Raw genomic sequence first — 17,957 nt, forward strand, 5'->3', positions numbered from 1 at the left:
CCCCTCACCCTCGCGGCGAACCTGCGGTTCGCTGCCGGGCTCCCTGAGCCCCTTCGGAGCTCAGGCCTCTCCCCGCCCGCGGGGAGAGGGGAGCACCCGCTCCATGATCGCGCCGGTCATGCCTCTGATGCGCGGGTAACACGACGAATCGGCGAGCCCACCTCCCCCGCTGTCAAGCCTGGATGCCCGCGCATTCTCCGGCTATGGCGGCGCGATGCTGCTTCGCCCCTACCAGCGCGCGAGCCTCGACGCGCTCCAGGCCGATTGGGCGCGCGGCGGCCGCAACGGCCTGATCGTGCTGCCGACCGGGGCCGGCAAGAGCCTCGTCATCGCCACCCTGGTGCGGGAGACGATGGCCCGCACTCCGCAGGCCCGGATCGCCGTCGTCACCCATACCCGCGAGCTGATCGCCCAGAACCACGCCGAGCTCATGAACCTCTGGCCCGAGGCGCCGGCCGGCATCGTCTCGGCCGGGCTCGGGCGGCGGGAGGAAACGAAGGCGATCCTGTTCTGCGGCATCCAGTCGGTCTGGAACCGGGTCGAGGCGACCGGCGGCTTCGACCTGGTGATCGTCGACGAGGCCCACCTGATCCCCCGCGACGCCGAGACCCGCTACGGCCGCTTCCTCGACGCGGTGCGGGTGCGCTCGCCCGGGATGCGCCTCGTCGGGCTGACCGCCACGCCCTACCGCCTCGACAGCGGCCGCCTCGACGAGGGAAAGGGCCGCGTCTTCGATGCCATCGTGTACGAGGCGCAGGTCGGCGACCTGATCCGCGAGGGCTATCTCGCGCTCCTGGTCTCGAAGGCCACCGCCACGATCCTCGACGTCAGCGGCGTGCCCCTACGGGCCGGCGACTACGTGCCGGGCGCTCTCGAAGCGGCGGTGAACCGCGACGTCATCACCAGGGCGGCGGTGGCCGAGATGGTGACGTACGGTGCCGAGCGCCGGGCCTGGCTCGCCTTCTGCGCCGGTGTGAAGCACGCCGACGCCGTGCGCGACGCGATCCGGGCCGAAGGGTTCTCCTGCGAATCGATCTCCGGCGAGACGGGCAAGCGCGAGCGCGACCGGATCGTGCGCGATTTCCGGGCCGGGCGCCTGCGCTGCCTCACCTCGGTCGGGGTGCTGGCGACCGGCTTCAACGTGCCGGAGGTCGACCTGATCGCGCTCCTGCGCCCGACCCAGAGCACCGGCCTCTACGTGCAGCAGGTCGGCCGGGGCCTGCGCCTCGCGACGGGCAAGACCGACGCCCTGGTGCTCGACTATGCCGGCCTGGTGCGCCGGCACGGACCGATCGACGTGCTCTCGGCCAATGCGGTGGCCCGCGCCCGCCTCCTCGGCGATACCGGCGGGCCCCGGGCCAAGCCCTGTCCCGGCTGCGGCGCGCTGATCGCGCTGAATGCCAGCACCTGCGAGGGCTGCTGGGTCGAGCCCGAGGAAGCGGACGAGGCGGAGCTGCCGCACGAGGCGGTGGCCGACGACGAGACCGCGGTGCTCTCCGCCGGCACCGTCGCGGTGGTGCGCGAGGCGCATGCGCGCTGGTGGGCGGTCGCCGGCTGGCGCTTCCGGCGCGAGACGCGGGCCCGCGGCCCCGACCTCCTGGTGGTGGCTTTGGAGGGCGACGAGGACGCGATGACCGTGAGCCTCGACCTCGAAGCCTCGGGCTTCGCCCGCGAGAAGGCGGTGCAATGGTGGCGCCGCCTCGGCGGCGAGATGCCAGCGCCCCTCGACGTCGACGAAGCCCTGGCGCGCTGCGACGAGCTCGCCCTGCCGGAGGCGGTCCGGGTGGTGCCGACCGGCCGGCTCTCCGAGAGCGTCGATTACCGCCTCGCCGACGGGGCGATCTGGACCGATACCCGGCGCGTCGCCTGAGCGGATCAGCCCGCCGCGATCAGGCGGGCGACCTCGGCCTCGGCCAGAACCTTCTCGGCGGCGACGGCGGCGGCGAGATCCCGGATCGCCTCCAGGTCGCCGTCCTGGCAGGCGATTTCCAGGGCGGCGCAGAGGCGCGACAGCCGGGCGAAGCCGATCAGCCCCGAGGAGGCGATCACCCCGTGCGCCGCGGCGCCGAGCGCCGCCGGCTCGCCCCGCACCGACCAGTCGCGCAACTGGGTCTGGAAGCGCCCGAGCAGCATCGGCATCGCCTCGTCGCCGACCGCCTGGCGCAGGTCGGCATAGGTCGCGGCGTCGAGGGAGGGGGGCGTCGTCGCCATGGCGTCCGGCTCCAAATGCGCCGCAACGTGTCGTTGCGCGTCGGCTCTCGGAGCGCGATGCTACAGGATATGGGGCGGCCGCGATGCTCGGCCATCAGGCCGATCCATAACGGATCGGTGCCGATCCATAACGGATCGGTGCCGATCCTCGATAGATCGGTGCCGATTCCGGATCGCGGCCGCGATCGTGGCCTCAGGCCGAGCGCGCCACCGAGGTCCCGATCTCCGCCGATCGGGCGGCCTCCGCCTCGCGGGCATAGGTCCGCGCCCGGAGGATGGCCTCGGAGGGCAATTGCTCGACGACGTATCCATCCGGGCCGACGACCTGGAAAACGATCTGCTGGCTGTCGGCATCGCGCCGGTAATGGGCCCGGTCGGCCTTGGACTCGGAGCTGTCAGCCGGCGCGGCAGTGCCGCGCGCGACCGCCTTCCGGGCATCGGGGCTCAGGTCGTAGGTCACCGCCGGGTCGAGGGGCGGGTCGACGGGGGCCTTGGTCGCGGGAGGGGGGCTGATCCGCACGATCGGTTCGACCGCGGCCGGCGGAAGCGCCGCGGCAAGGCTGCTGGTCTCGAACACTGCGAAGTCCTTTCGAGCGATCTATTCCTATCCAGTTAGCCGCGATGAGCCCTACCCGGATGTTAACGGCCGGCAGGGGCTTTAAGACTGCATTAAAGTGGGGTTTCGGTGTTTTAAACAATTTTATGGAATTGGGGTGGAGGCGCGCGTGAACCCTCCCCCCCTCTGCGGGGGAGGGTGGCGAACACAGTGAGCCAGGAGAGGGGAACCACGTTCCGGAAAGGACTGAACTGTTCTGAAGGGCGCGCGCTGGACCACCGTCGCGCGGCCCCTCTCCCGGCCCCTGCTGACGCAGGGTCCACCCTCCCCCGCAGAGGGGGGAGGGTTCACGCGCGGGTCATCGGAGGGGGGAGAGCCCGGTCGCAGCGTCGTTGCCCTCAATGCAGATCGAGGCGTCGGCTGCGAGTGAATGTATCGATTTCACTACCGCCCTAAACAACCAAGCCAGAACCCATCACAACGCGATGTCGATACTCGCCGCCGTGCCACGCTCGGCCTGCGCGTAATCGATCTGCGCCCGCAGGTTCGACGCCATGGCGCGCACGATGCGCGAGCCCAGCCCGGTGCCGCGCGGGGTGCCCGCCCCCTGCCAGCCGACGCCGTCATCGGCGACCGTGAGGCGCAGATGATCGCCGTCGCGGCGCGCGGTGATGCGGATCTCGCCGGTGACGCCCTCGGGATAGGCGTATTTGTAGGCGTTGGTGACGAGCTCGGTGACGATCACCCCGAGCGAGACCGCCTTGTCGGTCGCCACCTCGACCGGGGCGGCGTCGAGCAGGATGCGGTGGCGCTGGCCGGTGGCATTCATCGCCCCGTCGAGATCTTCGACCAGGGTCGCCAGATAGGCGTCGACCGCCACCACCCGCACGTCGTCGGAGGTGTAGAGCCGCCGGTGGATGCCGGCGATCGCCGTGATGCGGGTCTGGGTCTCCTCGAGTGCGGCGCGCGCGGCGGCGTCGGTGACGGCGTTGGCCTGCATCCGCACGAGCGCCGCCACCAGGGCGAGGCTGTTGGCGACCCGGTGGTTGACCTCGCGCAGGAGCAGTTCGGCCCGGTCGCGGGCCTCGCGCACCTCGGCCTCGGCCCGCTCCTTCTCGCGGCGGGTGCGGTCCTGCAGCACGGCGGTGGCCACCGCCTCGGCCAGCAGGTCGCGAAAATGCCCTTGCAGGTCCTTCCAGACGTAGTCGACGGCGCCGGCCTTCAGCGCCGCCACGGCGACGCGGCTGTCCTCGGAACCGGTGACGTAGATCACCGGCGGCGCCTCGGGCAGGGCACGGATGCGCGGCAGGATCTCGAGCCCGGTCTCGTTCGGCATGTGGTGGTCGAGGGCGACCACGTCGAAGGGCTCGGCCGCCACGAGGGCGAGGCCGGTCTCGCCGTCGGGGGCGTGCACCACCGCGCAGCCGCGGGCCGCCAGCGTGCGGGTCACCAGCCGCGCCAGCCCGGGATCGTCGTCGATGTAGAGCAGGCGGACCGGTTCGGTCACGGTCAGGCGCTCTCCGGAACCTGCATCACCGCGAAGAACAGGCCGAGCTGGCGGATCGCGTTGGCGAAGCCCTCGTAGTTCACCGGCTTGGTGATGTAGACGTTGCAGCCGAGATCGTAGCAGCGCTGGATCTCGCGCTGGTCGTCGGTGGTGGTCAGGATCACCACCGGCGAGCGCTTCAGGTGCGGGTTCGACTTGACCTTCTGCAGGATGTCGATGCCGGTCATGTCCGGCAGGTTGAGGTCGAGCAGGATCAGGAGCGGCCGGCCGGCATTGATCTCGCCGCTGCCGTCGGGCCCGAACAGGGCGGCGAGGGCGGACGTTCCGTCCCGGAACGACTCGATGACGTTGTTCACGCCGGCGCGGCGGATGTTCCGCTCGATCAGCCGGGCGTGGCCCTCGTCATCCTCGATCATCACGATGTGTACGGCCGGCACCTGACAACTCCCCGTGGCGGAAACCCGGACCGGCCGGGACGCCTCTTCCTCGCGCGCGCTCGCGCCGACCGCGGGAGACATGCTCCCGTCACACACTCTCTAGACCATTTTCCGGCGCCGTGGACACGCGGCTGGCGTAGAAAACATGCCGGTCACGTTAATCTGCCGTTGCACCGCCGCTCAGGCCTGCCGGAGCGGCAGCGTCACCGTGAATGTCGTTCCCGCTCCGAACTCCGATTCGAGGTCGATCCGCCCGCCGAGCGCCCGCACCAGGGTGCGGACATGGGCGAGCCCGATCCCCTCCCCCGGCCGGTCCTGGACGCCGGAGCGGCGGAAGAGCTCGAACACCCGGGCGTGATCCCGGGCATCGATGCCGCGGCCGTTGTCGCTCACCCGGATGACCGCGAGCCCGTCCGAGAGAGTGCCCGTCACCGCGATCCGGCCGGGCCGGTCCTTCGCCAGGTACTTGATCGCGTTGTCGATCAGGTTGCCGAAGATCTGCCCCAAAGCCACCCGGTCGGCGACGATGTCGGGCAACTCGCCGATGGTGATGACCGCAGCCACCGTGTCCGCCTGGTGGCGCTGCGCGTCGGCCAGGCTCTGGACCAGGGCGGTCATCGCCAGGGGCTCGGGCTGGAAGTTGCGCCGCCCCTCGCGCGACAGCTTCAGGATGGCGTTGATCAGCCCGTCCATCTTGGTGATCGCCGCCTTGATGAAGCTCACCGATTCGGCGAGGTCGGCGTCGATTCGCGCGGCGTCCGGCCGACCCGCGAGCGCGGTCCGGATGTCGTCCTGGCTCGCCTCGATCTCGCTGGTGAAGCCCATGATGTTGACGAGCGGCGCCCGCAGGTCGTGGCTGACGATGTAGGCGTAGCGCTGGATCTCCTCGTTCGATTCGCGCAACGCGGCTTCCGCGGCGCGCTGCTCGGTGATGTCGGAATGCACGCCGACCCATTCGCGGATCGTGCCGTCGGGATCGAGCACCGGCACCGCCTGGATCGCGTAGGTGCGGAAGACCCCGTCGTGGCGGCGCACCCGGTGCTCGTGGGTGTAGCGTCGGCGCTCGGCCACCGCGGCGTTCCAGCTCTCGACGCTGGCGGCGCGGTCGTCGGGATGCACCGCCTCGGCCCAGCCATAGCCTTCGTACTGTTCAGGGCTCTGACCGGTGAGCGCGGCCCAGGCCGGCTGGTCGCCGGTCATCCGGCCGTCGGGACCGTTGGTCCAGAGCACGCCGCGCACCGCCTGGACGGCGGCGGCGAAGCGGTCCTGCTCGCGCCGCACCGAGGCGAACAGGCGGGCATTGTCCATCGCCACCGCCGCCTGGCCGGCGAGGCCCTCGATCACGGCGGCCTCACGGGTCCCGAAGCGGTGCGGCTCGGGATGGCCGAACAGCAGGGCGCCGAGGGTGGAGCCGGTGCCGGAGACCACCGGCACCGCGAGGTAGCTGCGCACCGGCAGGTGGCCGTGCGGCATGCCGCCATGGCTGCCGTAGCGCGGATCGGTCGTCACGTCCTCGCTCAGCACCACGCCGCCGGCCGCGAAGGTCGCGCTGAACAGGTTCGTCACCCGCGGCAGGCCGAAGCGGGTGAAGGCCTCGCGCGGCCCCCCGGTCAGGCTGAGGAGCCGCCAATGCTCCGGCCCGTCCGGGCCCTCCGGCACCCGCTCGAACAGGGCGCCGTAGGCCGCCCCGGTCAGGTGGGTGGCGGCCTCCACCACCGCGTCGCCGAGGCGCTGGCGGTCGAGCTCGCTCGAGAGCGCCGTGCCGAGGCGGTTCAGCACCTCCAGGCGCTGGGTCTCGGCGCGCAGCGCCGAGGCGGCCCGGGCCCGCTCGGCCGTCCGCTCGCGCTGGCGCTGCGCTGCGCCGGCGATCTCGGCGCTCACCGCCGCGACCTCCGCCGGCACCCCGGCCAGCACCGGCGCCGCGCGGCCCAGCCCGAGGGCGACCGCCTGGTCGCGCAGGGCGTGGAGCGGCGCCGCGATGCCGCGGGCGAAGGCCAGCGCCAGCACCGCCGCGATCGCCGAGAGCATGACGCCGAGCCCGGCAAACCAGACGAGGGAGGCGCGCACCGGCGCCGCCAGCGCCTCCTCCGGTACCCCGACGGCGACGCGCCAATCCGGCACCCCGGCCCGCGCATAGGCGATGAAGAACGGCTCGCCTTCGAGCGAGCTGCCGCGCCAGTGGCCCTCCGGCCCGGTGGCGGCGCGCAATTCGTCGGGGGCCTGCGCGCCGGTGAACCGCTCCGGCAACCGGGTGCGGGTCAGCACCCGGTGGTCGCGGTCGATCACGCTCATCACCCAGTCCTTCGGCACGCCGCCGGAGGCGAGCACGTCGCGCAGCCGCGAGGTGGGCAGGGAAAAGGACAGGAGATAGAGCACCGCCTCGCCGCCCCGGCGCATCACCGGCACCGTCACCCGGAAGCGTCCGTCGATCACGCCCGAGACCGCCGGCCGGCCACCGAGGGCCGCGGCGTCCGCGGCGTCGATCCGTTCGGGGATCGGTTCGCTGCCGAGATCGATCAGCCGCCGCCCGTCGGGATCGCGCAGGATCGTCGGCAGGCCGCTGCGGCGGGCGAGTTCCTGCACCTGCTCGCGGAACGCCGTCACGTCGCCGCGCTGGAGCGCGTTGGAGAGGCTCAGGGCTTCGAGAGTGGCGATGAGGCTGGCGAGTTCGCGGTCGACCGCCGCCGCCTCGATCCTGGCACGGCCGAGCGCCTCCGATTCCAGGCGCCCGCGGGCGGCGCCGGCGAACTGCCACAGCACCACGCCGCCGAAGATCAGGATCGGCACCGCCAGGCCGAGGCCGAAGACGACCAGGCGGCGCACGATCGAGCCGGGACGCCGAGATCCCGGGACAGGGGACGGGGCAGGCCCGGGCGGGGTGGCGGGGGCCTGCATCGGCATCGTGGAGAATCCTTACTCGCCGGCTTCGACGTACAGCCTCCCGCCCTCGCCCAGGAATTCCGCCGATTTTTGGGCCATGCCGGCTTCCCGCTCCGCTTCGCTCAAGGGTGTGGCTTTCGCGATCACCTCACCGGCGGCCTCCATGGCGAGCACGTCGGCGCGCAGATCCTGGGTGATCTTCATCGAGCAGAATTTCGGGCCGCACATCGAGCAGAAATGCGCGACCTTGTGGGCGTCCTTCGGCAGAGTCTCGTCGTGGTAGGCGCGCGCCGTGTCGGGATCCAGCGAGAGGTTGAACTGATCCTCCCAGCGGAAGTCGAACCGGGCCCGCGACAGGGCGTCGTCCCTGAGTTGCGCCGCCGGGTGGCCCTTGGCGAGGTCGGCGGCATGGGCGGCGATCTTGTAGGTGATGACGCCGGTCTTCACGTCGTCGCGGTTCGGCAGGCCGAGATGCTCCTTGGGGGTCACGTAGCAGAGCATCGCCGTGCCGTACCAGCCGATCATCGCCGCGCCGATGCCGGACGTGATGTGGTCGTAGCCCGGCGCCACGTCGGTGGTGAGCGGGCCGAGCGTGTAGAACGGCGCCTCGCCGCACTCGGCGAGCTGCTTCTCCATGTTGACCTTGATCTTGTGCATCGGCACGTGGCCGGGGCCCTCGATCATCACCTGGCAGCCCTTGGCATGGGCGATCTTGGTCAGTTCGCCCAGGGTCTCCAGCTCGGCGAATTGCGCCGCGTCGTTGGCGTCCGCGATCGAGCCCGGGCGCAGGCCGTCGCCGAGGGAGAACGACACGTCGTACGCGCGGCAGATGTCGCAGATCTCCTCGAAGCGCTCGTAGAGGAACGATTCCCGGTGCCCGGCGAGGCACCAGCGCGCCATGATCGAGCCGCCGCGCGAGACGATGCCGGTGACCCGCCGCGCGGTGAGCGGCACATGGGCGAGGCGCACGCCGGCATGGATGGTGAAGTAATCCACCCCCTGCTCGGCCTGCTCGATCAGGGTATCCTTGAACACCTCCCAGTCGAGCTTGAGCGGGTCGCCGCCGACCTTCTCCAGCGCCTGGTAGATCGGCACCGTGCCGATCGGCACGGGCGCGTTGCGCAGGATCCAGCCGCGGATGTTGTGGATGTTGCGCCCCGTCGACAGGTCCATGACGGTGTCGGCGCCCCAGCGGATCGCCCACACCATCTTCTCGACCTCGTCGGCCGCCGAGGAGGTGACCGCCGAGTTGCCGATATTGGCGTTGATCTTGACGAGGAAGTTGCGGCCGATCGCCATCGGCTCGAGTTCGGTGTGGTTGATGTTGGCCGGGATGATCGCCCGCCCGCGCGCCACCTCGTCGCGCACGAAGTCGGGGGTGATGAAGGGCGGGATCGCCGCCCCGAAGCTCTCGCCATCGGCGAGCGCGCCCTCGGCCTGCGCCAGCATCGCCTCGCGGCACAGGTTTTCACGATGGGCGACGTAGATCATCTCGTCGGTGACGATCCCGGCCCGCGCGAACTCGTACTGGGTGACCCTCTGGCCCGGGCCGCCCCGGCGGATCGTGCGGGCGGCCGGGCACGGCGCCACCAGCCTGTCCTCGGCCACGAAGCCGTTATCCTCGGGCTTCACCGCCCGGGGCGCCACCGCCGCATAGCCGCGCGTCTCGATCCAGGGGGCGCGGATCTCGGGCAGGCCGGATTGCAGGTCGATGCGGGCGCCCGTCTCGGTATAGGGGCCGGAGGGATCGTAGACCCGCACGGGCGCCTCGCCCGGATCGGTCAGCACGATCTCCCGGTAGGGCACCGCCAAGTCGGGGCGGTCCCTGGGCGACGCATAGACCTTCGCCGAGCCGGTGATCGGCCCGGTGGTGACGCTCGTTGGAAGATCTTTGGCGAGGATCGGTGCGTTCATGGATCTCTCCGGGGGAGACGATCCGGCCTCGAGGCGCGAGGACGCACGGGCAACGTCGATCATGGCAGGTTCCCGTCCCTCCGCCGGTACGAACCGGATCAGGTTCAAGGGTCAGGACGCACGCTCGTCCAATCTCAGCCCCTGTCGGCGGGGGCTCCCCTCGGTAACGGCACCACTGTCCGGCGGCGGGTGGGGTTTGTCAATCGCGGGTTGAAGGAACGCTGCGGCATCCCGGCGGCCGCGGTGGCGGTTGCGCGGCCTTGAACCCCGCCCAGCCGGCGCCCCAGATACGGGGGACTTCCCCGTCTTTCAGGAGTTGGCCTTGGGACGCCGTGACCGGCGCTGGCGCGACGACGATCCCTCCACGCACGGCCCGGGCGCCCGCAACCCGGTGATCTGCCCGCTCTGCGAGCGGCCGATCCCGCCCGGCGCCCGCCAGAGCCGGCACCACCTGACGCCGAAGCTCAAGGGCGGCACCCATGGCGAGACGGTGCAGCTGCACCAGATCTGCCACTCCGCGATCCATGCCCGCCACAGCGAGGCCGAGCTGGCGCGTCGCCTCAGCGACGTCGAGAGCCTGCGGGCCGAGCCGGAGATCGCCCGCTTCCTCGCCTGGGTGCGCGGCAAGCCGGACGATTTCCACACCGCGACGCGGATGACCCGGACGCGGCGGGAGACCAAGCGGAGCTTTCGTTGAGAGACGCCGGGTCTTCGGCAGCAGGGTGAATCGATCCCGACGATTCTTCGCGCGATTCGACCGGCCGGTCCGGCTCCGATCTTTACGTCTCCCTGCGAGCCTCGGGGCCGTCCTCGTGGAGACGCCCGATGTCCGCCCGTCCCAACACCGAACCCGCCCTCTCGGTCCGGCCGGACGATCCGGTCCGCCCGCCGGTCCGCCCGCACGCCGCGCCGGAGACGGGGCGCCTCGCCTGGGTCGACGTCGCCAAGGGCATCTGCATCATCCTGGTGGTGATGATGCACTCCACCCTCGGGGTCGGCGAGGCGATGGGGGGCGAGGGCTTCATGCACCACGTCGTGGAATTCGCCAAACCGTTCCGGATTCCCGATTTCTTCCTCCTGTCGGGCCTGTTCGTCGGCCGCGTGGTCGATCGCGACTGGCGCCTCTTTTCCGACCGGCGCATCGTCCACTTCGCCTATTTCTACCTGCTGTGGATGGTGCTCCAATCGGCGGTGAAGTACGGCCAGATCACCGAGGGGGCGGGCCCGGGCGCGTTCCTCGCCCATCTCGCCCACGGCCTGATCGAGCCCTACTCGACCCTCTGGTTCATCTACCTGCTGGCGGTGTTCTCGGTCGCCGTGAAGCTGCTGCGCCGGGTGCCCGGCCCGGTGCTGCTGATCGGCGCCGCCCTGCTGCAACTGGCCCCGGTCCATACCGGCTCGACCCTCATCGACGAATTCTGCGCCCGCTTCGTCTACTTCGTCGCCGGCTATCTCTTCGCGGCCCGCATCTTCGCGCTGGCCGACTGGGTGCGGGCGCGGTCGGGCCTCGCGCTCGTCGGCCTCGCCGCCTGGGCGGGGATCGAGGGGGCGCTGGTCTTCACGCCGACCGGCTTCCCGTCTCATCCGAACCTGGCCGGCCTGCCGGGGGTGAGCCTGGTGCTGGGAGCCGCCGGCGCGCTCGCCATCGTGAGCGCCGCGGCCCTGCTGACCCGGGCCGGCGGCCCCGTCACGGCGATGCTCCGGGCCTGCGGCGAGCGCTCGATCGTGATCTACCTCGCCTTCTTCCTGCCGATGGCGGGGTTGCGCACGGTGCTGGTGAAGAGCGGGATCATCGCCGATGTCGGGGTCGTCTCGCTCCTCGTCACCGCGACCGCGGTGGCCGTGCCCCTCGGGATCGAGCGGTTGGTCCGCCACACCCCGGCCCGGTTCCTGTTCCGCCGGCCCGCCGCCTTCCACCTCGTCGGCGAGGAGCGCGCCACCCCGGCACCGGGCCTCGCCTCCGCTCGCGCGACCTGATCCCGCGGATCTCCGTTCACGAGTCTTCTTCCACGAGTCTTCGGCTCGGCGACGGCGCTCCCGCAAGGGGCGCCGTTTCACAGCCCGGCGGGCGCAGGGCATGTCTTCCCTCACGTCCTGACTTACGGTTAGCCGGACGGGCTGCGGCGCAATGGTCGCAAGTCTTTACCGATCATCAGCGATTTCCGCACAGATTCCGCCAAGGTCATGGAACCGGGGCGGACCCAGATGGAAGCGTGTTTCCGCCTCCGGGACGGCGCCGGCCTGTTGCTGCTCCTGCTTGCGCCACTCCTCGTCGTCGCCGTGCCACGCTCCGAGGCGGTGGCCGTGCTCGGCCGGCCCGGCAGCGGCATCGCCGAGGCGGCCGGCATCGTGGCGGCGGCGGGCGGCGTGCTGGTGCGGACGGGCGCGGCCGGCCTCGTCGTGGCGCGGTCGAGCGAGGCGGGCTTCGTCGGACGCCTCTACGGCGCCGGGGCGTGGCTGGTGCTCGACCCGGTCGTCGCCGGCGGCTGCGGCCCGGGACCTGACCCACAAGACGCTTCTTCTCCGTCACCGAGCGCTGCCCGATGATGACCGACGCCGACGATCTCCGCCGTTCCTACGCCCGCATCCTGATCGGCCTGCTCTGGGCCCACGTCCCGGTCGCGGCGGTGATACCGCTCCTGCCCGGCGAGGGTGGTACGCTGGCGCCGGCCGGCGCCGCGACCCTGCTTGCCACCCTCGCCACCCTGTCGTGGTGGCGCGACCCCACCGGGCTCCGGACCCGGATCGCCACCGCTTTGGCGCTCGTCGGCATGGCGGCCGTACTGCTCTACGCCAGCGCCGGCCATCCCTGGCAGATCGACCTGCACATGTACTTCTTCGCCTGCCTGGCGGTGCTCGCCGGCTGGTGCGACTGGCGGGTGATCCTGGCGGCCACGGCTGCCACGGCCCTGCACCACCTCGTCCTCAACCTCGTCCTGCCCGGCGCCGTCTTCCCCACGGGAGCGAGCCTGCAAAGGGTGCTGCTCCATGCCGGGATCCTGACGATCGAGGCGGCGATGCTGGCCTGGATCTGCCGCACCGTGTCCGGGACGCTGGCGGGGCTGGCGCGATCCGAGCGCGAGGCGCAAAGCCAGATGGCGCGCCTGCGCGACCTCGAGCGGCAGGGCGAGACCGCCCGCGAGGCGGCCGAGCACGATCGGCGCGAGAGCGTGATGCGGATGGCGGCGGCGTTCGAGGCGGCGGTGGGCGGCATCGTCGGCGAGGTCGCGGCGGCGGCGGGCGAATTGCAGGCGACGGCGCATGCGATGTCGCAGAAGGCGGGCAGCGCCGCCGCGCGCTCGGCAGAGGCCGAGGCCGCCGCGGGCCAGGCGGCCGGCGATGTCGGTGCCGTCGCGGCGGCGACGGAGGAGCTCGGCGCCTCGGTGCGCGAGGTCGGCCAGCAGGTCGGCGAATCCGCCGGCCTCGCCCGCGCCGCGGTCACGGAGGCCGACCGCACCGCTGCGCTCGTCGGCGAGCTGAGCGAGGCCGCCTCGCGGATCGGCGACGTGGTGAGCCTGATCTCGGGTGTCGCCGACCAGACCAACCTGCTGGCGCTGAACGCCACCATCGAGGCGGCCCGGGCGGGCGCGGCCGGCCGCGGCTTCGCGGTGGTGGCCGCCGAGGTGAAGGAACTGGCGAGCCAGACCGCGAAGGCGACCCAGGAGATCAGCGGCCAGATCGGCCGCATCCAGGGTGCGACCGGCGATGCCGTGCGGGCGATCGAGGCGATCGGCGGGCGCATCCGCGGCATCGACGGGGTCGCCGCCGCCGTCGCCGCGGCGGTCGAGGAGCAGGGCGCGGCGACCCGGGAGATCATCCGCGCCATGGACCGGGCCGCCGCCGGGACCGGCTCGCTCACCGCCACGATCGGCGCCGTGGCGCAGGCCGCCGGCGACACCGGCTCCGCCGCCGGCCGGGTGCTCGCCTCCGCCGATGCCCTGACCCATCAGGCCGATCATCTCGGGGCCGAGGTCGCGCGCTTCCTGCAGGGCGTGCGGGCGGCGTGAGCGCTTCGGGGACTGTGTGAGCAGGCCTCCTGTCGAAAAAATCCGATAGATGTGCAAATCCCACCCACACCCTCATCCTGAGGTGTTGGCGATCGGAGATCGCACGCGATCGAAGATCGACCGACCTCGAAGGAGGGCTCCAGATACCTCAGTGCCTTCTGGAGCCCTCCTTCGAGGCTCACTTCGTTCGCACCTCAGGATGAGGTGAGTGGGTGGGATGCTCCACCCCCTTTCTCTTTCAGATCACCCCTCAGACAGGCGCTCGGGCGCGGCTGCTCCGCGGCCGCACCAACCGATCGAGAAAATTCCCGATCTCCCGCCGACGCCGCTCCGGCTCCAGGACCTCGGCCACGACCCCGAGGCGCCAGGCAAGGTCGGGACGCCCCTCCGGGTCGTGGTGCAGATCGCGAAACGCATCCGCGTAAGCATGGAGCGCGGCCTCGTCCGGGCACAAACCCGCCTCCACCACCCCGCTGGCGGAGAGCCGCAGCATCGCCGCGACCTCGTCGAGGTCGAGCTCGGGATGGTATTGCGTGCCCCAGAACACCCCCTCGCCGAGGCGGATCTCGATCGCCTGGACGTCGAGGCGGTCGTTGCCCGCCAGCACCCGGCTGCCCGGCGGCGGGTCGATGACGGCGTCGTCATGGATCGCCGGCGCGTCCCAGGCCGGCGGGCGCCCGTCGAGGAGCGGGTGCCCCGCCCCGGCCTCGGTGCGGTGGATGGCGCGAGCGAGCCCGTATTCCGGTCCGCGCGGGTTGCGGGCGGCGCGCCCCCCCGCGATGGTGGCGGCCACCTGCACGCCCCAGCACGAGCCGAAGACCGGGAGCCCGGCAGCGAGCGCCGTCCGCACCAGGTCGCATTGCCGGGTCACCGCGGGCCCGCCCTCCTCGACGTGCAGGGTCGAGCCGGTGAGCACGAGGGCGTCGCAATCGGCGAGCGCCCGCGGCAGCACCGTCCCCGCATCCGCCGGGGCGACGAGATGGCAGAGTGCGTCCGGGGCGAGCGCGCGCAGGATGCCCGCATAGGTCTCGGCGGAGGTCTTGTCGCAGACCGAGAGATGCGTCTCTCGGCCGGCCCGGTCGTTCCCATCCGCCACCAGCAGGTGCAACATGTCGGCTCCTTGTGAGAGCCTCCGCAACGCTCCCCGGAACGGGCCGTTCCCGGAACGGCTTGCCGCAGCCCTGCTGCAACGATGCTAAGTCTCGGTGATTATTCGACAAAATTTCGGTTAACGGCCCTTAAACCCGCCTCATTTAGCGTCTCTTGAATGCCCCGAGCGGGCCGGCGACGCCCCGCGGGGGACGAATGTCCGGGGGCGAAGGGGAAGTCGGCGGGATGGCGAAGGGACGCGAGCGGAAGGGTCGGGTCGAGCCGCGATTCGAGGCGGATGGATCCGGAGATCCGGCTTCCCTCGACCTGCGCCTGTCGCGCGGGGACCGGGCGGGGGGCGGCGTGGCCAAGGACAACTCCAAGGGCAGGGACAACTCCAAGGGGAAGACGGCGCCGAAACGGTCGGCCCGCGCGCCGGCCGCGCCGCGGCGCCGCCGGCGCTCGTTCCTCGGCACCCTGGTCTACGGCACGATGATCCTCGGCCTGTGGGGCCTGGTGGCTTTGGCCGGCATCGTCGCCTACCACGCCTCGCAGCTGCCGCCGATCGACCAGCTCGCGGTGCCGAAGCGCCCGCCCAACATCGCGATCCTGGCCGCCGACGGCTCGCTGCTGGCGAATCGCGGCGAGACCGGCGGGCGCACGGTGAGCATCCGCGAATTGCCGCCCTACCTGCCCCGCGCCTTCGTGGCGATCGAGGATCGGCGCTTCTACTCCCATCTCGGCATCGATCCGGTCGGCATCGCCCGCGCCATCGGCCAGAACCTGACCCGCCGCGGCGTGGCCCAGGGCGGCTCGACCCTGACCCAGCAGCTCGCCAAGAACCTCTTCCTGACCCAGGAGCGCACCGCCTCGCGCAAGATCCAGGAGGCGATCCTGGCGCTCTGGCTCGAGCACAAATACACCAAGGACGAGATCCTCGAACTCTACCTCAACCGGGTCTATTTCGGCGCCGGCGCCTACGGCGTCGAGGCCGCGGCCCAGCGCTACTTCGCCAAGCCCGCCAAGGACGTGACGCTGGCGGAGGCCGCGATGCTCGGCGGCCTCGTCCAGGCGCCCTCGCGGCTCGCCCCCAACCGCAACCTGCCGGCCGCCCAGGCTCGCGCCGCCCAGGTGCTGGCGGCGATGCAGGAGCTGGGGTTCGCCAAGCCCGCCGACGTGAAGGTGGCGCTCGCCCAGCCGGCGAGACCTGCGCGGGCGAAGGGCGGCGGCTCGGCCAACTACGTCGCCGATCTGGTGATGGACGTGCTCGACGATTACGTCGGCAAGATCGAGACCGACGTCTCGGTGCAGACCACCGTCGATCCGGCGATCCAGGCGGTGGCCGAGCGGGCTTTGGTCGACGAGCTGAACCAGAAGGGCGGGCGCTACAATGTCGGCCAGGGCGCCGTCGTGACGATGCGGCCGGACGGGGCGATCCGGGCGCTGATCGGCGGGCGCGACTACGCCCAGAGCCAGTTCAACCGCGCCACCACCGCCAAGCGCCAGCCCGGCTCGGCCTTCAAGCCCTTCGTCTACCTCGCGGCGGTCGAGCGCGGCCTGACCCCCGACACGGTGCGGGAGGACGCGCCGATCAACATCAAGGGCTGGAACCCGGAGAACTACTCGCGCAACTACAGTGGCCCCGTAACCCTGCGCGACGCGCTCGCCCACTCGCTCAACACCGTGGCGGTGCGCCTCGGCATGGAGGTCGGCCCGAAGGCGGTGGTGCAGACGGCGCAGCGCCTCGGCATCACCTCGCCGCTCCAGGCCAATGCCTCGATCGCGCTCGGCACCTCCGAGGTCACGCCGCTCGAGTTGGTGGGCGCCTACGCGGCCTTCGCCAATGGCGGCATGGGGGTGATCCCCTACGTGATCGCCAGCGTGAAGACCTCAGACGGAAAGACCGTCTACAAGCGCGCCCCGAGCAGCCTCGGCCGGGTGATCGCCCCCGACGCGGTCGGCATGATGAACGCCATGATGCACGAGGTTTTCGTCAGCGGCACCGCCAAGAAGGGCGACATCCCGGGCTGGGATCTGGCCGGCAAGACCGGCACCAGCCAGGATTTTCGCGATGCCTGGGTGATCGGCTTCTCCGGGACCCTCGTCACCGGCGTCTGGCTCGGCAACGACGACGGCGAGCCGACGAAGAAGGTGTCGGGCGGCAACCTGCCGGTCGAGATCTGGAACCGCGTGATGAGTGCGGCGCTACGCGGCGACAAGCCGGTGCCCCTGCCGGGCGCCGCCCGCTGGCGGCGCAGCACCGCCGTCGCTTCCGCCAACCCCGCCCCCGCCGAGCCGCCCTCGCTGGGCGGCCTGATCGACGACCTCGTCGGCGGCGGCCAGCCCCCGGCCCGCCAGCCGGCCCCGCAGCGGGGCGGCCCGACGCGGGAGGACAAGAACTTCCTGGAGCGGCTGTTCGGGGTCGATTGAATATGGTCCGACGAATTGGATCTCAGTTCGTCACGATGCGACCTGCGCAGCGACAAGCTCGACGGTCGTGCGCGTGAACCCTCCCTCCCTCTGCGGGGGAGGGTGCCCCACGGAGTGGGGCGGGAGAGGGGAACCCGCTTCCGGAGAAGTCGCGACCGTGGTGACGGGCGCCATCTGGATCAGCGTCGCGCTGCCCCTCTCCGGCCCCTGCTGACGCAGGGGCGGCCCTCCCCCGCAGAGGGGAGCGGTCGTTGCGCGGCGGCCGTTGGCTCGTTGAATGAAAAAAGCCGGCCCCCTGCGAAGCCGGCCTGTCGATGGGGTTTCGGCCCCAGGGCGGGGCCTCGTGGGAGAGGAGCCGCGCCGCCTTCAGCGCCGCCTTGCGTCCCCCGAAGCCTCCGACACCAGCCGGCCGAGGCCGCGCTGGTCGAGGCGAGCGGGCTTCACCTCGGCCGATTTCGCCCCGACCCTGCCGGGCGCGATGGTGCCGGTGGTGGCCGGGTCGGGAATGGCAGCGAGCGCCGGGCTCGGCGCCCGGTCCTTCTCGCGTAGCGCGATCCAGTTCGCCGCCGTGGTCAGCGCGGCGATCGCGATGATGACTTTGATTCCGCCGGTGAGGAGGCGCCACATGGCTGGTCGGGACCCACGATCTCGTCGGGCCGGCGATCCGGCCCGTCCGAACAGTCTTGGGCCACAATGCTTAACGCGCGGCCCCTCGCGGCGCGGATAGGACCGTCCCACATCGGGAGCCGGCAAGTCGGCGCGTCGGCCGGGCGGGGTCTTGCCACGTCGAGCGCAAGTCTGGTGGGCCATGCGCCAGGGTCGCGGTTCCTGTTCCCCGAACCCGTGACGCTCCTGCGACTGCTCGGCCCACTGAGCCTCACAGGAATAGGTTGCAGAGAACTGGTCCGCCCCACCCCGTCATCGCC

The 17,957-nt window shown here is 71.6% G+C and carries 14 protein-coding genes and 1 riboswitch; of the genes, 6 read left to right on the forward strand and 8 right to left on the reverse strand.

The window, feature by feature from the left end:
• Positions 1–214: 214 nt before the first annotated feature.
• On the forward strand, positions 215–1,870 hold the full coding sequence (locus HBB12_RS22820) for a DEAD/DEAH box helicase (RefSeq protein WP_236991448.1): 1,656 nt from the start codon (positions 215–217) through the stop codon (positions 1,868–1,870).
• Between the two features lie 5 nt (positions 1,871–1,875).
• Here the strand turns inward: HBB12_RS22820 and HBB12_RS22825 are convergent, their stop codons facing one another.
• From HBB12_RS22825 to thiC, 6 genes are all read right to left on the reverse strand, one after another.
• Positions 1,876–2,211, reverse strand: coding sequence for an Hpt domain-containing protein (locus HBB12_RS22825; RefSeq protein ID WP_236991449.1), 336 nt, complete (start codon positions 2,209–2,211; stop codon positions 1,876–1,878).
• A 193-nt stretch (positions 2,212–2,404) separates the two neighbouring features.
• Positions 2,405–2,788 (reverse strand): hypothetical protein, encoded by a 384-nt coding sequence (locus tag HBB12_RS22830; protein WP_236991450.1) that lies wholly within the window; start codon positions 2,786–2,788, stop codon positions 2,405–2,407.
• Between the two features lie 454 nt (positions 2,789–3,242).
• Complete coding sequence (locus HBB12_RS22835) at positions 3,243–4,274, reverse strand: sensor histidine kinase (protein ID WP_236991451.1); 1,032 nt, start codon at positions 4,272–4,274, stop codon at positions 3,243–3,245.
• 2 nt (positions 4,275–4,276) lie between these two features.
• The gene (locus HBB12_RS22840; RefSeq protein WP_236992866.1) at positions 4,277–4,690 is read right to left on the reverse strand and encodes a response regulator; all 414 of its coding nucleotides are present in this window, start codon (positions 4,688–4,690) and stop codon (positions 4,277–4,279) included.
• Between the two features lie 201 nt (positions 4,691–4,891).
• Entirely contained in the window at positions 4,892–7,612 is a 2,721-nt protein-coding gene (locus HBB12_RS22845) for an ATP-binding protein (protein ID WP_236991452.1), read from the reverse strand.
• Positions 7,613–7,624: 12 nt separating this feature from the next.
• Complete coding sequence (gene thiC / locus HBB12_RS22850) at positions 7,625–9,505, reverse strand: phosphomethylpyrimidine synthase ThiC (protein WP_236991453.1); 1,881 nt, start codon at positions 9,503–9,505, stop codon at positions 7,625–7,627.
• Positions 9,506–9,563: 58 nt separating this feature from the next.
• Positions 9,564–9,676: riboswitch (TPP riboswitch) on the reverse strand.
• 151 nt (positions 9,677–9,827) lie between these two features.
• On the opposite strand from thiC, the gene HBB12_RS22855 reads away from it, so the two are divergent.
• The 4 genes from HBB12_RS22855 (at position 9,828) to HBB12_RS22870 (ending at position 13,512) form a co-directional block, all read left to right on the forward strand.
• Positions 9,828–10,202, forward strand: coding sequence for a restriction endonuclease (locus HBB12_RS22855; RefSeq protein ID WP_236991454.1), 375 nt, complete (start codon positions 9,828–9,830; stop codon positions 10,200–10,202).
• Between the two features lie 128 nt (positions 10,203–10,330).
• Positions 10,331–11,482, forward strand: a complete 1,152-nt coding sequence (locus tag HBB12_RS22860) for an acyltransferase family protein (protein WP_236991455.1) — start codon at positions 10,331–10,333, stop codon at positions 11,480–11,482.
• A 228-nt stretch (positions 11,483–11,710) separates the two neighbouring features.
• Positions 11,711–12,052, forward strand: coding sequence for a hypothetical protein (locus tag HBB12_RS22865; RefSeq protein WP_236991456.1), 342 nt, complete (start codon positions 11,711–11,713; stop codon positions 12,050–12,052).
• Positions 12,049–13,512 (forward strand): methyl-accepting chemotaxis protein, encoded by a 1,464-nt coding sequence (locus tag HBB12_RS22870; protein WP_236991457.1) that lies wholly within the window; start codon positions 12,049–12,051, stop codon positions 13,510–13,512. Before HBB12_RS22865 ends, HBB12_RS22870 begins: the two co-directional genes overlap by 4 nt.
• 250 nt (positions 13,513–13,762) lie before the next feature.
• Here HBB12_RS22870 and HBB12_RS22875 read toward each other — a convergent pair whose 3' ends face one another.
• Positions 13,763–14,623 (reverse strand): type 1 glutamine amidotransferase, encoded by an 861-nt coding sequence (locus HBB12_RS22875; RefSeq protein WP_236991458.1) that lies wholly within the window; start codon positions 14,621–14,623, stop codon positions 13,763–13,765.
• Positions 14,624–14,847: 224 nt separating this feature from the next.
• On the opposite strand from HBB12_RS22875, the gene HBB12_RS22880 reads away from it, so the two are divergent.
• A complete protein-coding gene (locus HBB12_RS22880; protein WP_236991459.1) occupies positions 14,848–17,031 on the forward strand; it encodes a transglycosylase domain-containing protein in 2,184 nt (727 codons plus the stop codon).
• A gap of 366 nt (positions 17,032–17,397) precedes the next feature.
• Here the strand turns inward: HBB12_RS22880 and HBB12_RS22885 are convergent, their stop codons facing one another.
• Positions 17,398–17,658 carry a hypothetical protein gene (locus HBB12_RS22885; protein WP_236991460.1) on the reverse strand — a complete coding sequence of 87 codons (261 nt, stop codon included), beginning with the start codon at positions 17,656–17,658 and terminating at the stop codon, positions 17,398–17,400.
• Between the last annotated feature and the right edge of the window lie 299 nt (positions 17,659–17,957).

The sequence above is a fragment of the Methylobacterium sp. SyP6R genome (genome assembly GCF_019216885.1).
Taxonomy (GTDB): Bacteria; Pseudomonadota; Alphaproteobacteria; order Rhizobiales; family Beijerinckiaceae; genus Methylobacterium.

Coding starts and splice junctions, on each gene's coding strand:
- HBB12_RS22845 (WP_236991452.1), bottom strand. CDS start 7,612: ATGCCGATGCAGGCCCCCGCCACCCCGCCCGGGCCTGCCCCGTCCCCT.
- HBB12_RS22825 (WP_236991449.1), bottom strand. CDS start 2,211: ATGGCGACGACGCCCCCCTCCCTCGACGCCGCGACCTATGCCGACCTG.
- HBB12_RS22875 (WP_236991458.1), bottom strand. CDS start 14,623: ATGTTGCACCTGCTGGTGGCGGATGGGAACGACCGGGCCGGCCGAGAG.
- HBB12_RS22840 (WP_236992866.1), bottom strand. CDS start 4,690: ATGATCGAGGATGACGAGGGCCACGCCCGGCTGATCGAGCGGAACATC.
- HBB12_RS22860 (WP_236991455.1), top strand. CDS start 10,331: ATGTCCGCCCGTCCCAACACCGAACCCGCCCTCTCGGTCCGGCCGGAC.
- HBB12_RS22880 (WP_236991459.1), top strand. CDS start 14,848: ATGGCGAAGGGACGCGAGCGGAAGGGTCGGGTCGAGCCGCGATTCGAG.
- HBB12_RS22870 (WP_236991457.1), top strand. CDS start 12,049: ATGATGACCGACGCCGACGATCTCCGCCGTTCCTACGCCCGCATCCTG.
- HBB12_RS22865 (WP_236991456.1), top strand. CDS start 11,711: ATGGAAGCGTGTTTCCGCCTCCGGGACGGCGCCGGCCTGTTGCTGCTC.
- HBB12_RS22885 (WP_236991460.1), bottom strand. CDS start 17,658: ATGTGGCGCCTCCTCACCGGCGGAATCAAAGTCATCATCGCGATCGCC.
- HBB12_RS22820 (WP_236991448.1), top strand. CDS start 215: ATGCTGCTTCGCCCCTACCAGCGCGCGAGCCTCGACGCGCTCCAGGCC.
- thiC (WP_236991453.1), bottom strand. CDS start 9,505: ATGAACGCACCGATCCTCGCCAAAGATCTTCCAACGAGCGTCACCACC.